Raw genomic sequence first — 13,786 nt, 5'->3', positions numbered from 1 at the left:
GAGGGCCTTAGGGCGCGAAGAAGCCTGCGTCTTCTTCAAGCAGGTACTTCTTGGCCCCTTCGGCATCGATATCCAGCCCCAGGCCGGGCGCTTCGAGCAGGTCGACCATCGAGTTCTTGACGATCTGCTTGGGCAGGCCGATCACGATATCCTCCCACCACGGGTCCGAGGCGCTGGGATATTCGAAGGCGATATAGTTCGCCGGCAGCGTGGCGCACACATTGATCAGCGCGCCAAGACCCAGCAGTCCGTTGGCGGTGCCATGCGGCGCCATCATGATCGAGTGCATATAGGCGTGCTCGGCGACCCATTTCAGCTCGGCAATGCCGCCGATATCAGCGGGATCGGGACCAATGACACGCACCGCCTGCGTTTCGATCAGCTCCTTGAAGTTGTGGCGCAGGTAGATCTGCTCGCCGGTATGGATCGGCGTCGTGGTCGACAGCGTCAGCTCGCGATAGGCCTGCGGATTGACCCAGGGCACGTAGTCGCCGGTCAGCATGTCCTCGAGCCACATTAGGTTGTGCTTCTCGACCGCATTAGCGAAACGGATGGCATCGGGGAGGAACCAGCCGGGGCCGCAATCGAGCGCCAGCGAAACCTTGTCGCCCAGCACTTCCTTCATGGCGGTGACGCAATCGAGCATATGGTTGAAGCCGTGCTCGGATATCTGCCCCTGGTCCATGGCCCCGTGATAGCCCGCCTTGGTCTGGCGCGGGCCATAATGGAAGTCGTCGATCGAGTCCTTCATGTTGGAATGGAAGCTGATGCCCTGCTTGACCATGAAGAAGTTCTGCGGCTGCTCCATCATCCATTTGACGTCGGCAGCATAATCCTCCGGCCGGTCGCCGGTGCGCTTCTTGCGGATCGAGCCGTTATAGACGCGGACCTGATCGCGCACCTTGCCGCCGAGCAGCTTGTAGACCGGCACATTGGCGGCCTTGCCGGCAATGTCCCATAGCGCATGCTCGATGGCCGAGACCGCCGCCCCGTAGGGTTTGAAGCTGCCGCGCTGGCGGATCTTAAGCATCACCCGCTCGACATCGGTCGGATCTTCCCCGATCAGCGCCTCGCGGAAGTGCAGCACCCATGGCTTGAGGTAGGTCTTGGTGAATTCAACCTCCCCCAGCCCGTAGATTCCCTCATCGGTGACGATGCGCACGATGGGGTGCCGGCCAATAACGGCACAGCGCAGATCAGTGATTTTCATAGTGTCCTCTTATTTCACCGACGAGAAGGCGGTCGGCGCCAGCAATTGATTGGTGACATTGGCGACGATCTGTCCGTCGCGCTCCGATTCGTCGCGGGCCTTGTGCCAGGCCGGATCGGTGATGAAGGCGGTCCATTTCGCCTCGCGCTCGGCAAGGGATTCCCAGGCGAGGAAATAGGTGAGGCGCTGGTTGCTTTCGCCCACCACCGTGGTGAAGAACCCGGCCTGGCGGATGCCATGCCGGTCCCATATCGCCAGCGTGTGGTCGTTGAAGCGCTTGAGCAGTGCCGGCAATCGGCCGGGCAGGCATTCATAGATGCGAAGTTCGTAGATCATGGTTTCTCGTTCTTTCTTCACCTCTCCCTTTGGGGGAGAGGTCGGCGTGCAAACGCCGGGTGAGGGGGCCTTTACTGGGTGAGGTGCGTGGGGGAGGCCCCCTCACCCGACCCAAGAGGGTCGACCTCTCCCCCAAAGGGAGAGGTGAAGGACGCTCTCAGCTCCAGGTACGGTCCCAGGAATATTCGTCATCCCAGTGATCGGTGGGCAGCCAGATGCCTTTGACACCGTCCTGCAGGTGTTGACTGATAACTTCGTCGACAACATCGTCGATGCCCAGCCCCGGCTTGTCCGGCACGGTGATGAAGCCGTCCTGGACCAGCGGCTTGGGCAGGCCGGTGACGATATCGTCCCACCACGGCACGTCGGCCGAGTGATATTCCAGCGCCATGAAATTCTCGGTCGCGACCGCCACGTGGGCCGCCGCCATCGCGGCGATCGGGCTTTCGGCCATGTGGATGGCCATGGCGATGCCATGTTCCTGCGCCGCGTCGCCGATCTTCTTGGTTTCGAGAATGCCGCCCGAAGTCAGCAGGTCCGGATGGATGACCGAGATGCCACTCTTGAGCAGCGGTTCGAACCCCTCCTTGAGGTAGATGTCCTCGCCGGTGCAGATCGGCACCGAGGTGGCTTCCTGAAGCTGGCGATACTGGTCGGTATACTGCCACGGGATCACGTCCTCGAGCCAGGCCGGCACGTATTTCTCGATCCGCTTGGCGAGGCGGATGCCGTTCTGCAGCGAGATATGGCCGACATGGTCGATGGCCAGCGGAATATCCATGCCGATCACCTCGCGGACCTCGGCAATGTACTGCTCCAGCAGGTCGAGACCCTTGTCGGTGAAATGCAGGCCACTGAAGGGATGGCGGACATTGTGGGTGTCGTAGACCGCATTGCGGGCGCGCCGGTCGTCCATTGTCTTGGCCGAGCCGCGGCTGGGATGGATCTTGTAGCCTTCAAGCGTGCCGGCCGGGGCAACGACGGCGCCCGGAACGTCGGCGATTTGCATCAGGCCGAGGTCCATCTTGAGGAAGGTGAAGCCGCGATCCATGCGCTCCTTGAGGCGCTTGCCAGTCTCGGTGCCGCTCGGCTTTTCGGCGTCGGTATCGCAATAGATGCGCACCTTGTCGCGGAACTTGCCGCCCAGCATCTGGTAGATCGGCACCCCATAAGCCTTGCCGACGAGGTCCCACAGCGCAATCTCGATTGCCGATACGCCGCCGCCCTGCCGGCCATGGCCGCCGAACTGCTTGATGCGGCGGAACAGGCGATCGACGTCGCAGGGATTTTCGCCCAGCAGCCGGCTTTTGAGCATCAGCGCATACGTCGCGCTCGCGCCGTCGCGCACCTCGCCCAGGCCCACAATGCCCTGGTTGGTGTAGATCTTGATGAGCGCGGAGGTGAACGGCGCGCCGACGATCTCGGCGACCCGCAGGTCAGTGATCCGCAGGTCACTCGGGCTCGAACTCATGCGGATATTGTTCTGAATCGTCTCGGCGGCCCCCAATGTGGTCGTCATCAATTTCCTCCTCTGAAAATGCTATGCCGGGCGCTTGCGAGGCCCGTTTCTTTTGGCAACGCCCATCTGTTCGATGATGTGGCGTCCCGATCCTTCAACATGGCGTGCCACCACGGCGGCGGCGCCCTCGGCGTCCTGGCGCCTTATGCAGGCAATGAGTTCGCGATGCTCGTTCAGCACGGCCACGCGGCGGCTCAGCGAGGTGGGAAAGCGCCGGCTGATGGCGCGCAAAATCTCGCGGTGTTTCCACCACAGGTCCGCGGCATGGCGATTGTAGTGCCGGTCGTAGATCAACTGGTGGAACCGCGTGTCGAGCTGGCCGTGACGCTGCGCATCGGAAAAATTCAGCGCCTCGATATCGGCCTGCGCGGCCTCCAGCTCGGCAATATCGGCATCGGTGACGATCGACACGAACCACCGGGTCAGCGCCGGCTCGATCAGCACCTCGATCTCGATGATGTCGCGCACGAAGGCCTCGTCGATGGCCACCACCCGCGCCCCGCGATTGGCTTCCATGACCACGAAGCCCTCGCCGCGCAACTGCTGCAGCGCTTCGCGAACGGGGTTGGTGGAGGTGCCATAGGCGGCCGCGAGGTCAGCCACCTTGAGCCGCGCACTGGGCTCCAGCCGGCCGGAAATGATGTCCTCGCGGATCATCTCATAGACCTTGCCCGGCTGGTCGAGAGCCGGTTCAGGCGCTGTGAGGATGACATCGTTCTCGCTCATAATGCCTGTTTATGCGGCTTTTTGCGGCAAGCCAAGCCAGTTTGCACGTAAAATGCCACAAATAATGTACGATCTATCCGATCTTGACACATAGTTTGCAGTCTGCAACGGTCTTGTATGGGAGACGTGGGCAGGCAAGCCCGGCCCCAGGCAAGGCACCGAAACGACCTTGCGACTGAGGAGGCGCAGCGCATGCTGCGGGGAAGACCCGGTGCGACCAGGGGGTCGGACGGTCTTCCGAATATGAGGAGGACTATCGATGACGAATTCGGAAGACCGCGCGCAGCGGTCTGGCTCGCCGACCCGTCGGCACATCGCCAAGTTTGCTCTGGCGGCGATGGCAACCACATCCCTGATCTCGACCAGCGTTTACGCCCAGGCCGTCGATCTCAGCAAATGGTCGCCGGAATATGTGAAGTCGATCGCCGGCACCAAGGACTTCGACGCCGCCAAGGATTGCGGCGCAGTCGTGCCCAACGATTATGCCGGCAATGTGAGCTACTGGTACACCGGCCCGTTCGAGGCCGATCCGCAGATCGCGCACGACCAGGACAAGGCGTTCTGGGACGCGTTCCACGCGGCCTACCCCAACATCAAGACCGACGTGCAGTCGATCACCTATAACGAACTGCTCGACAAGTTCCGCACGGCGCTGCTCGGCAACTCCGCCCCGATGGTCATCCGCCTGCAGATTCTCGGTGGCGTCGAATTCGCCGCCAAGGGCTACCTGAACCCGGTCAAGCCGGAAGATTACGGCTTCACCGCTGCCGATTTCTGGCCAGGCGCCCTCAAGTCGGTAACCTACGACAACACGCTCTACGGCCTGCCGACCAATAACGAGACCATGGCCTTCATCTGGAATGCCAAGGTGTTCGCCGATGCTGGCCTCGACCCGGAAGCGGCGCCCAAGACCTGGGATGACGTGGTCGCCTATTCCAAGCAGATCCACGACAAGCTCGGCATTTCCGGCTATGGCCTCGTAGCCAAGCAGAACGCCGGCAATACGCCGTTCCGCTTTATGCCGCAGCTTTGGGCCTATGGTGGCGGCTCGCTCGACGAAGCGACCGCAAACCCGACCTACAAGTCGGTCGAGATCAACAATGCCGGCTCCAAGGCCGCCTTGCAGGCCGCGTACCAGATGTACGCCGTCGACAAGTCGGTGCCGGTTTCGGCCCTCACCAATACCCAGGCTGAAAACCAGGCGCCGTTCATCGCCGGCCAGCTCGGCATGATGATCGCCCACCCGGCTGAATACGCCAAGATGCTGGACCTCGCCAGCAAGGCTACCGGCGCCGACAAGGCCACGGCAGACGCCGTTGTCGCCAACATGCGCTATGGCCTGATGCCGACGGGTCCGGACGGCAAGCGCGCCGTTGTGTTCGGCGGCTCGAACATCCACGTGGTGAAGCCGGAATTCGTCGATGGCGGCAAGGTGGACGAACAGGCCGTCAAGGCGCTGATCTGCATGTGGGACAGCCCGGAATGGTCGACCAGGCTCGCCTGGGTCGGCTCCAACCCCGGCAACATCAACGGCTTCCTGACCTCCTCGATGAAGCAGCGCCTGGATACCATCAAGTTCCTGGACGTGACCACCTCGATGCTGCCCAACGGCATCCCGTTCCCGGTCCTGCCGGAATCACCCGAGATCATGAACATCGTCATTCCGGACATGCTGCAAAACGCCCTCACCGGCAACATGACGGTGGACCAGGCAACTGAAGACGCCGCCAAGAAGATCGAGACCATCATCGGCGGTGGTGGCGGCGGCATCTGATCTGCCTCTAACCAACCTCGGGCCGGCGGCCACTCGTCGCCGGTCTTTCTATTCATAGCCAAAGGTGGTGCCACCGTGAGCAGCGTACAGGGACAAGCGATTTTCCGGGATGTTCCTGGCCCCGCGCCTAAGCAGGCCAGCCTTGGCCAGCGCATGTACACCAGCCGCTTCGACTATCTCTATATCGCGCCGGCACTGCTGGTGATGCTGATCGTGATCGCCTATCCGGTCTACTACACGATCGAACTCAGCTTCTACAAAACCCCCGCGAGCCTGTCGCTGGCCGACAAGACCTTCACCGGGATCGATAACTATCGCACCGTCCTGACCAGCGCGATCTTCTGGAAGGTCACCTGGCAGACGATCATCTGGACCGTACTGTCCACGCTGTTCTCGTTCCTGCTCGGCCTGGGCGCCGCGCTGGCATTGCACCGGGCGTTCATCGGCCGGGCGCTGCTGCGCGGGCTCCTGCTGATTCCGTGGGTGGTGAGCGCTGTGGCCGCCTCCTATGTGTGGAAGTGGCTCTACCATTCCGATTTCGGCGCCATTGGGGCGCTGCTCAACCAGATCGGCCTGACCAAGGGGCCGGTCAACTTCATCGACAATTCCACCACCTCGCTCTACGCGCTGATCGTCGTCAATGTGTGGAAGGAGTTCTCCTTTGCCATGATCATGCTGATGGCCGGGCTGCAAACCGTGCCCGAATCGCTGCTGCGGGCAGCCCAGGTGGATGGCGCGTCGGCCTGGCAGCGGTTCTGGCACGTGACCTTGCCGCAGCTGCAGGGCGTATCGACCGTGACGATCCTGCTGCTGGTGGTGCAGAACTTCAACTCGTTCATCATCCCCTTCATCATGACCGGCGGCGGGCCGGTGGGTTCGACGCAGATCTGGATCACCCACATCTACGAACTGGCCTTCCTGCGCCAGAACTGGGGCGTCGGCGCGGCCTATGCGGTGCTGCTGTTCCTGATCATGATGGTGCTGGGCTACTTCTATGTCCGCGCCCTGACCCGCGGCGACGACAAGAGGGCCGGCGCATGACCACAATCACCGAAAGCGCCGTGAGGCGACGCAACGGCCCCGATTGGTGGCGCTGGACCGGGCGGCTGTTCCTCGTCCTGCTGCTGGGCTTCACCGTGATGCCGATGGTCTGGATGATCATCACCTCGCTCAAGACCGGTTTTGCGGCGATGCAGTATCCGCCGCAATGGTGGCCGGCCGAGCCGACGCTACAGAACTATACGCGGCTGCTCGACCCGTCGGGCCGCATCGGGCAGGATTTTCTGCACTATTTCTGGAACAGCCTCTGGGTTTCGACCATCACCACGATCCTCGCGGTGGTGGTGGCGGTGCCGGCGGCCTACGCGTTCTCGCGCTTCCGCTTCCCCGGCCGCAATTTCCTGTTCTTCGCGGTGCTGCTACGCAACATGTTCCCGGCGGTGGTGTTCCTCGTGCCGCTCTTCATCCTGATGAAGGCCCTGGGCCTTGTGAATACGCACGGCTCGCTGATCCTGACCTACCTCACCTTTGGACTGCCGCTGGCGATCTGGCTGCTCAAGGGCTTTTACGACAACATCCCGATCCAGCTCGAACAGGCGGCCCGCATCGACGGGGCCACGCGGTTCCAGGCGTTCATCTATATCGTCATGCCGCTCTCGACGCCGGGCATCATCGCCACCTCGATCTACAGCTTCATCGGGGCGTGGAACGAATACATCTACGCCTACACCTTCCTCACCAAGCAGTCGCAGATGACACTGCCGGTCGGCATCCAGCGCTTCTTTTCGGAGAATGCGACAGACTGGCCGGGCCTGATGGCGGCGACATTTATCATGAGCGTGCCGGTCGTCGTGCTGTTCCTCGTCCTGCAAAAATACTTCGTGCGTGCCCTCACCGAAGGCGCCGTCAAACATTAGGAGCCGAAGATGGCCGGGATTGTCCTCCAGCACGTCATGAAGACTTACGGCAACATGTATGCCGTCAACGATGTCAGCTTCACCGTCAACGATGGTGAATTCGTCGCCCTGGTCGGCCCGTCCGGCTGCGGCAAGACCACGACGCTGAACCTGATCGCAGGCCTGTTGCCCATGAGCGGCGGCGATATTTCCATCGGCAACCGCGTGGTCAACGATCTCGATCCCAAGGATCGCGATATCGCCATGGTGTTCCAGAACTACGCACTCTATCCGCAGAAGTCCGTCTACAAAAACCTCGCCTTCCCCCTCCAGATGCGCAAGCTGCCCAAGGAGGAAATCGACCGCAAGGTGCAGGACGCCGCCAAGCTGCTGGACATCACCCACCTGCTCGAGCGCAAGCCGCGCGAACTGTCCGGCGGCCAGCAGCAGCGTGTCGCCCTCGGCCGCGCTTTGGTGCGCGACCCGGCCGTGTTTCTGATGGACGAGCCGCTCTCCAACCTCGATGCCAAGCTGCGCGTGCAGATGCGCAGCGAGATCAAGCGCTTCCACCACAACCTCAATGCCACCGTGGTCTATGTCACCCATGACCAGCTTGAGGCCGTCACCATGGCCGACAAGATGGCGGTGATGAACGGTGGATTGCTGCAGCAATACGATACGCCCGCCAATGTGTTCTCCAACCCGGTCAATACCTTCGTGGCCAGCTTCGTCGGCAGCCCGGCGATGAGCCTGATCCCGCTGGAAGCTGCGGGCAATTCGCTCAGGAGCCCCGAAGGCTGGGAACTACCGCTGTCCCCCGCCAATGTGCGCAAGGCCGCCGGCTCGACCACCAAGGACATCGTGCTCGGTGCCCGCCACTCGACGCTCAAGCTGCACAAATCGGCCGTACCGGGCTCGGTGCCCGGCAAGGTCTACACCGTCGAGCCCACCGGCGACGTCACCTTCGCCCAGGTCTTCATCAACGGCGCCGTCGTCAATATCAGCCTCGCCCCCAGCGTGGTCATCGCGCCCGACGAGATGGTGTGGATCGAGTTCGACCAGGACCGCATGCATCTGTTCGACGGCGCCACCACCATGGCATTGCAGGCGGCTTAGGAGATCGTGGTGATCGACCAAAGGCCCCCTCACCCGCCGCTGCGCGGCGACCTCTCCCCCAAAAGGAGAGGTGCAGAAAGCACTGCGCCCACTTCACCTCTCCCTAGGGGGAGAGGTCGACCCGCAGGGTCGGGTGAGGGGGCCTTCCCCATGCACGAGACCACTTTATGAAAATCACGGCGATCATCCCCTACCCGACGTGGGTCGGCACGCGTAACCAGCTCATCGTCAAGGTCGAGACCGACGAGGGCATCTTTGGCTGGGGCGAAAGCGGCCTTTCCGGCCGCGAAAGGGCCGTGGTGGGGGCCATCGAGCACTATCGCGAATTCCTCATCGGGCGCGACCCGATGGCGATCGGCGCGCTGTGGCAGGAAATGTATCGCAGCCAGTATTTCGAGGGCGGCCGCGTGCTGACCGCCGCCATATCGGCCATCGATATCGCGCTGCACGACATCAAGGGCAAGGCGCTCGGCGTACCGGTCTATCAATTGCTCGGCGGCAAGCAGCGCAACCACATTCCCACCTTCGCCACCACCAAAGGCCCCTGCGGTCCCGAGATGATCGAGCAGGCCAAAGAGCTGATGGAGCTGGGCTGGGACGCCATGCGTCTCAATCCGGCCGCCCACGAAAGCCGCGGCATCTACGAGCCGCGCCAGTCCATCGGCGAAACGGCAAAATGGTGCATCAAGGCACGCGAGGAACTCGGCGACACCGTGGTGCTCGGCATCGATTACCACCATCGCCTGTCGGTCGCCGAAGCCGCCAGCTTCTGCCAGAAAATGCCTTCCGGTACGCTGGATTTCCTCGAGGAACCCATCCGCGACGAAACGCCCGAGGCCTATGAGGCCCTGCGCCGCATGACCGACATTCCCTTCGCCATCGGCGAGGAATTTGCCAGCAAGTGGCAGTTCCTGCCCTACATCGAACGCGACATCCACCAGTTCAACCGCATCGACGTCTGCAATGCCGGTGGCCTGACCGAAGCGATGAAAATCGCCGGCTGGAGCGAGGCGCACTACGTCGACGTGATGCCCCACAATCCGCTCGGCCCGATCTGCACTGCCGCGACCGTGCATTTCGGCGCCGCGGTCGCCAATTTCTCCTGGCTCGAAACTCGTGCCTCGCCCGGCGAAAAATATCACGGCTTCGATAATGCCGACATCTTCACCACCCAGCCGGTCCTCAATGGCGCGGTCTACGAGGTCAGCGAACTGCCCGGCCTCGGCGTCGAGGTCAACGAGGAGCTGGTGAAAAAACAAAGCTTTAAATTCTGGGAAGCCCCCCATCTGCGCCGCACTGACGGCTCGGTGACCAATTGGTAGAGACGACTTATTAGGAACCCAAAATGACCGAAATTGCCAAAATTACCCGCCCCTCCGCGGATCTTGTTGCCCGCGTGCAGGCCGTCGGCGCCGCCACCGCCAGCGCCACGCTCGCCCATATGGGCATCCGCAATTGCCACATCACGGGCCCCGTGAGCTTCAACAAGGGCAAGTCCATCGCCGGCCCAGCCCTGACGCTGCAGTTCATGCCCAAGCGTGAGGACCTCTACGGCGAAGGCGAATATGCCAGCGTCGAAAAGCAGTTGCATCGCCACGTGCTGTACCAGGTAGAAAAGGGCGACGTGGTGGTTGTCGATGCGCGGGGCGACATCACGGCCGGCGTGTTCGGCGATATGATGATGACCTATTTCCGCGGTCGCGGCGGCGCCGGCATGGTGGTCGACGGGGCCATCCGCGACTTCGTCAACGTGCAGAAGCTCGACATTCCGCTGTGGTTGACCGCCGTCACGCCGAACTTCCATACCCAGACCGGCCTGATGCCCTTCGCCGTCAACGTGCCAATCGCCTGCGGCGGCGTCACCGTTATCCCCGGCGACATTATCGTTGCCGATGACGATGGCGCGGTCTGCGTGCCGGTCGCACTCGCCGAGCAGATGATCCAAAACGCCACCCAGCATCACGAATGGGAGGATTTCTCCCGCATGAAGCTGATGCAGGGCGCGCCGCTGCAGCGCTATTATCCGCTGCACGAAGACGCCCGAGCCGAATACGAGGAATGGCGCAAGTCCAACCCGATCCAGCAGAGCTGACCGGATCGCTTCGCGCCTGGCTTCATCGCGAAGCCGGGCGCCTTGCACCAGCTTGACTTACTGTACGCATAGATATAATAAGCACGCTTACTAATTGCTTAGAGAGCGACGACCGCTCGCTGGCCGGGCGGCGTCTAAACGTCCCGGCACAATGCGAGCCTGGCCTGCCGCCTATCAGGTGTGCCATGGCCGCAACTCCCGTCTATTCAGCCCCCGCAGTGGTGGTCAAGCACAAGGGCTTGCTGACTGTCGCGCTCATGCTCGGCACCATCATGCAGGTGCTCGATACCACCATTGCCAATGTGGCCCTGCCCCATATGGCGGCGTCGCTGGGCGCGGCCCAGGATGAAATCAACTGGGTGCTGACCTCCTACATCGTGGCTGCGGCGATCGCCACGCCCCTGACCGGCTGGATGGGCGACCGGCTCGGCCAGCGCCGGCTGTTCCTGTTTGCCGTCATCGGCTTTACGGGGGCTTCGGCGCTGTGTGGTATCGCCACCAGCCTACCCGAAATGGTGATTTTCCGTGTGCTGCAAGGCCTCTGCGGCGCCATGATCGCGCCGCTGGCGCAGACGGTGCTGCTCAACATCAATCCGCGCGAACGGATCGGCCAGGCCATGGCGATCTATGGCATGGGCATCATGGTGGCACCCATTGTTGGCCCCACGCTGGGCGGATACCTGACCGAGAGCTTCGACTGGCGCTGGGTGTTTCTGGTCAACGTGCCGGTGGGTGTACTCTGCGTCACCATGCTGACGCTCTACATGCCGACCACCGAAATCAAGATCCGCCGCTTCGACTTCTTCGGCTTCTTCATGCTGGCGCTCGGCGTCGGGGCGCTGCAATTGATGCTTGACCGCGGCTCGGGCAACGATTGGTTTTCCTCCACCGAAACCTGGATCGAGCTGGGCCTGGTGATCTCGGGCATCTGGGTGTTCGTGGTGCATTCGATGACGGCGGAGTCGCCGTTCGTCGACCTGCGCATCTTCAAGGATTTCAACTTCACGCTGGCCACGCTGTTCATGCTGATGGTCGGCATCACGCTGTTCTCGGGCCTCGCCTTGCTGCCGCCACTGCTGCAGAACCTGATGGGCTATCCGGTGATTTTCACCGGCATCCTGATGGCCCCGCGCGGCGTCGCCACCATGCTATCGATGATCATCGTGGGCCGGCTCAGCGGCAAGGTCGATGCGCGTATCATGATGGTGTTCGGCGCCGTGCTGATGACCTATTCGCTCTACGCGATGACCGGCTTCGACCTGCAGATGGATGCCAGCCCGATTGTCATCACCGGGGCGATCCAGGGTTTTGGCATGGGGTTCATCTTCGTGCCGCTGTCCACCATGGCGTTCGCCACCATCGCGCCGGCCTTCCGCGCCGACGCCACAGCCATGTTCAGCCTGGTGCGCAATATGGGCCAGGGCATCGGCATTTCACTGGTGACGGCCGTGCTGTCCAATATGCTGCAGGTGAACCATGCCGAACTGGCCGGGCGCATCACGGCGACCTCGCCAGCCGTGCGCGACCAGTTCCCGCAATTGCTGGGTGCAAATACCCAGTTCACCGCCATGATCGATGGCCTGGTGCAGCAGCAATCGGCAATCCTGGCCTATCTGGACGATTTCTGGCTGATGGCGGTGCTGAGCGGGGCTTCCATCCCGCTAATCCTGTTGCTGCGCGGGGCCAAGAAACAGGCCGGCCCCGCCAAGAGCAAGGAACAGGAAGCCATCGAGCGCGCCCACGCCATGGGCGAATAGGTCGCCCTCCCGCAGGGAGGGCGACCAAGAGCGCCTATGCGCGCAGCGGCGACCACGCCGGGTCCGACGCATAGCTGTCGGTGGGGATGGTCTGCACGTTGCGGCCCCAGATATCGACGCTCATCAGCTTGGGGCCGTCATTGCCGCCTGGATCCTGGAAGAACATGATGACGCGCCCGTTCGGCGCCCAGGTCGGGCCCTCGGCGTGGAAGCTGGTATAGAGCATGCGCTCGCCCGACCCGTCAGGCGCCATGATGCCGATATTGAACTGCCCGCCCGACTGGCGGGTGAAGGCGATCAGGTCACCCTTGGGCGAATAGACCGGGGTCGAATAGCTGCCCTGGCCATAGCTGATGCGCTGCGCATTACCGCCACCGGCGCTCATCATGTAAATCTGCGGCGAGCCGCCACGATCGCTCTCGAAAATGATGCTGCTGCCATCGGGCGAATAGGACGGACCGGTATCGATCGCCTGGCCGCTGGTGAGCTGGCTCGGCTGCCCGCCGCCCACGGCCACCGAATAGATATTGGTGGCGCCGGCATTTTCCACCGAGAAGGCGATGCGTCCGCCATCAGGGGAGAAGCGCGGCGCGAAGGTCATCGCCCCGAACGAGCCGAGACGCTGCTGCTGCCCGGTCGAGAGCTGCAGGATATAGACCTGCGGATTGCCGTCCTCGAAATTCATATAGGTGACGAGGTCGTTATTGGGCGAAAAGCGCGGCGTCAGCGCCAGCGTGTTGCCCTCGGTCAGGTACTGAATATTGGCGCCATCCTGGTCCATGATCGCCAGCCGCTTGACGCGATTGGCCTTGGGGCCGCTTTCGGCCACATAGACCACGCGGGTATCGAAATAGCCGGTGCCGCCAGCGAGCGATTCATAGATCGCGTCCGAAATGATGTGGGCGACGCGACGCGACGAATTGGGATCCGTATTGTAGCTCTTGCCCACCACCTGGGTGGCCTGCTGCGTATCCCAGACGCGCACCGACGAGGAAATCTGCCCGCCGCGCTCAACCGCGCCCATCACCAGCGCATCCACATTAGCGGTGCGCCACGTGTTGAAATCGGGATTGTTGTTGACGTCCCCGACCTGCACCGGCAGCGAGGCCGGATCGAGCGGCAGGAAAAGCCCGGACCGGCGCAGGTTGTTGCGCACGATATCGGCGATCTCGGCCCCAAAGCTGGGGTCGGCCGAGGCGAAATTGGGAATGGCGATCGGCAGCGGCTGGAAATTGGCGCCCTCCACCACGATCTGCAGCGCCGCCATTGCCGATGGGCTGGCGGCCAACGCCACACCGCCCGCGAGGCCAAGCTTGAGCGCATTGCGCCGGGTCAGAAGGGTCATTTCGTCATCTCCATCT

12 protein-coding genes are annotated in these 13,786 nt (G+C 62.5%); 7 read left to right on the top strand and 5 right to left on the bottom strand.

The annotated features are described in order from the left end of the window. Window positions 1-7 precede the first annotated feature (7 nt). The 4 genes from JWR51_RS15870 to JWR51_RS15855 form a co-directional block, all read right to left on the bottom strand. Complete coding sequence (locus JWR51_RS15870; RefSeq protein ID WP_299749491.1) at window positions 8-1,210, bottom strand: mandelate racemase/muconate lactonizing enzyme family protein; 1,203 nt, start codon at window positions 1,208-1,210, stop codon at window positions 8-10. Between the two features lie 9 nt (window positions 1,211-1,219). Beyond that, window positions 1,220-1,546 carry an NIPSNAP family protein gene (locus JWR51_RS15865; protein ID WP_299749488.1) on the bottom strand — a complete coding sequence of 109 codons (327 nt, stop codon included), beginning with the start codon at window positions 1,544-1,546 and terminating at the stop codon, window positions 1,220-1,222. 157 nt (window positions 1,547-1,703) lie between these two features. Then, window positions 1,704-3,065 carry a mandelate racemase/muconate lactonizing enzyme family protein gene (locus JWR51_RS15860; protein ID WP_299749485.1) on the bottom strand — a complete coding sequence of 454 codons (1,362 nt, stop codon included), beginning with the start codon at window positions 3,063-3,065 and terminating at the stop codon, window positions 1,704-1,706. Window positions 3,066-3,086: 21 nt separating this feature from the next. Continuing rightward, window positions 3,087-3,791 carry a GntR family transcriptional regulator gene (locus JWR51_RS15855; RefSeq protein ID WP_299749482.1) on the bottom strand — a complete coding sequence of 235 codons (705 nt, stop codon included), beginning with the start codon at window positions 3,789-3,791 and terminating at the stop codon, window positions 3,087-3,089. 337 nt (window positions 3,792-4,128) lie between these two features. Between JWR51_RS15855 and JWR51_RS15850 the strand changes: the two genes are divergently transcribed. From JWR51_RS15850 to JWR51_RS15820, 7 genes are all read left to right on the top strand, one after another. Beyond that, the gene (locus JWR51_RS15850; RefSeq protein WP_299749652.1) at window positions 4,129-5,565 is read left to right on the top strand and encodes an extracellular solute-binding protein; all 1,437 of its coding nucleotides are present in this window, start codon (window positions 4,129-4,131) and stop codon (window positions 5,563-5,565) included. Window positions 5,566-5,718: 153 nt separating this feature from the next. Further along, window positions 5,719-6,606 (top strand): sugar ABC transporter permease, encoded by an 888-nt coding sequence (locus JWR51_RS15845; protein ID WP_299749649.1) that lies wholly within the window; start codon window positions 5,719-5,721, stop codon window positions 6,604-6,606. After that, window positions 6,603-7,481, top strand: coding sequence for a carbohydrate ABC transporter permease (locus JWR51_RS15840; protein WP_299749479.1), 879 nt, complete (start codon window positions 6,603-6,605; stop codon window positions 7,479-7,481). Before JWR51_RS15845 ends, JWR51_RS15840 begins: the two co-directional genes overlap by 4 nt. A gap of 9 nt (window positions 7,482-7,490) precedes the next feature. Next, window positions 7,491-8,576 carry an ABC transporter ATP-binding protein gene (locus JWR51_RS15835; RefSeq protein WP_299749476.1) on the top strand — a complete coding sequence of 362 codons (1,086 nt, stop codon included), beginning with the start codon at window positions 7,491-7,493 and terminating at the stop codon, window positions 8,574-8,576. 167 nt (window positions 8,577-8,743) lie between these two features. Continuing rightward, the gene (locus JWR51_RS15830) at window positions 8,744-9,898 is read left to right on the top strand and encodes a mandelate racemase/muconate lactonizing enzyme family protein (protein WP_299749473.1); all 1,155 of its coding nucleotides are present in this window, start codon (window positions 8,744-8,746) and stop codon (window positions 9,896-9,898) included. Between the two features lie 23 nt (window positions 9,899-9,921). Beyond that, a complete protein-coding gene (locus JWR51_RS15825) occupies window positions 9,922-10,668 on the top strand; it encodes a ribonuclease activity regulator RraA (RefSeq protein WP_299749470.1) in 747 nt (248 codons plus the stop codon). Window positions 10,669-10,853: 185 nt separating this feature from the next. Beyond that, a complete protein-coding gene (locus JWR51_RS15820; RefSeq protein WP_299749467.1) occupies window positions 10,854-12,425 on the top strand; it encodes a DHA2 family efflux MFS transporter permease subunit in 1,572 nt (523 codons plus the stop codon). A gap of 34 nt (window positions 12,426-12,459) precedes the next feature. Here JWR51_RS15820 and tolB read toward each other — a convergent pair whose 3' ends face one another. Further along, on the bottom strand, window positions 12,460-13,770 hold the full coding sequence (gene tolB / locus JWR51_RS15815) for a Tol-Pal system beta propeller repeat protein TolB (RefSeq protein WP_299749464.1): 1,311 nt from the start codon (window positions 13,768-13,770) through the stop codon (window positions 12,460-12,462). Window positions 13,771-13,786: the final 16 nt, after the last annotated feature.

The sequence above is a fragment of the Devosia sp. genome, from assembly GCF_028290625.1.
Lineage (GTDB): Bacteria > Pseudomonadota > Alphaproteobacteria > Rhizobiales > Devosiaceae > Devosia.
This window is presented reverse-complemented; position numbering and strand designations above follow the sequence as displayed.

Coding starts and splice junctions, on each gene's coding strand:
- JWR51_RS15870 (WP_299749491.1), bottom strand. CDS start 1,210: ATGAAAATCACTGATCTGCGCTGTGCCGTTATTGGCCGGCACCCCATC.
- JWR51_RS15865 (WP_299749488.1), bottom strand. CDS start 1,546: ATGATCTACGAACTTCGCATCTATGAATGCCTGCCCGGCCGATTGCCG.
- JWR51_RS15860 (WP_299749485.1), bottom strand. CDS start 3,065: ATGACGACCACATTGGGGGCCGCCGAGACGATTCAGAACAATATCCGC.
- JWR51_RS15855 (WP_299749482.1), bottom strand. CDS start 3,791: ATGAGCGAGAACGATGTCATCCTCACAGCGCCTGAACCGGCTCTCGAC.
- JWR51_RS15850 (WP_299749652.1), top strand. CDS start 4,129: ATGGCAACCACATCCCTGATCTCGACCAGCGTTTACGCCCAGGCCGTC.
- JWR51_RS15845 (WP_299749649.1), top strand. CDS start 5,719: ATGTACACCAGCCGCTTCGACTATCTCTATATCGCGCCGGCACTGCTG.
- JWR51_RS15840 (WP_299749479.1), top strand. CDS start 6,603: ATGACCACAATCACCGAAAGCGCCGTGAGGCGACGCAACGGCCCCGAT.
- JWR51_RS15835 (WP_299749476.1), top strand. CDS start 7,491: ATGGCCGGGATTGTCCTCCAGCACGTCATGAAGACTTACGGCAACATG.
- JWR51_RS15830 (WP_299749473.1), top strand. CDS start 8,744: ATGAAAATCACGGCGATCATCCCCTACCCGACGTGGGTCGGCACGCGT.
- JWR51_RS15825 (WP_299749470.1), top strand. CDS start 9,922: ATGACCGAAATTGCCAAAATTACCCGCCCCTCCGCGGATCTTGTTGCC.
- JWR51_RS15820 (WP_299749467.1), top strand. CDS start 10,854: ATGGCCGCAACTCCCGTCTATTCAGCCCCCGCAGTGGTGGTCAAGCAC.
- tolB (WP_299749464.1), bottom strand. CDS start 13,770: ATGACCCTTCTGACCCGGCGCAATGCGCTCAAGCTTGGCCTCGCGGGC.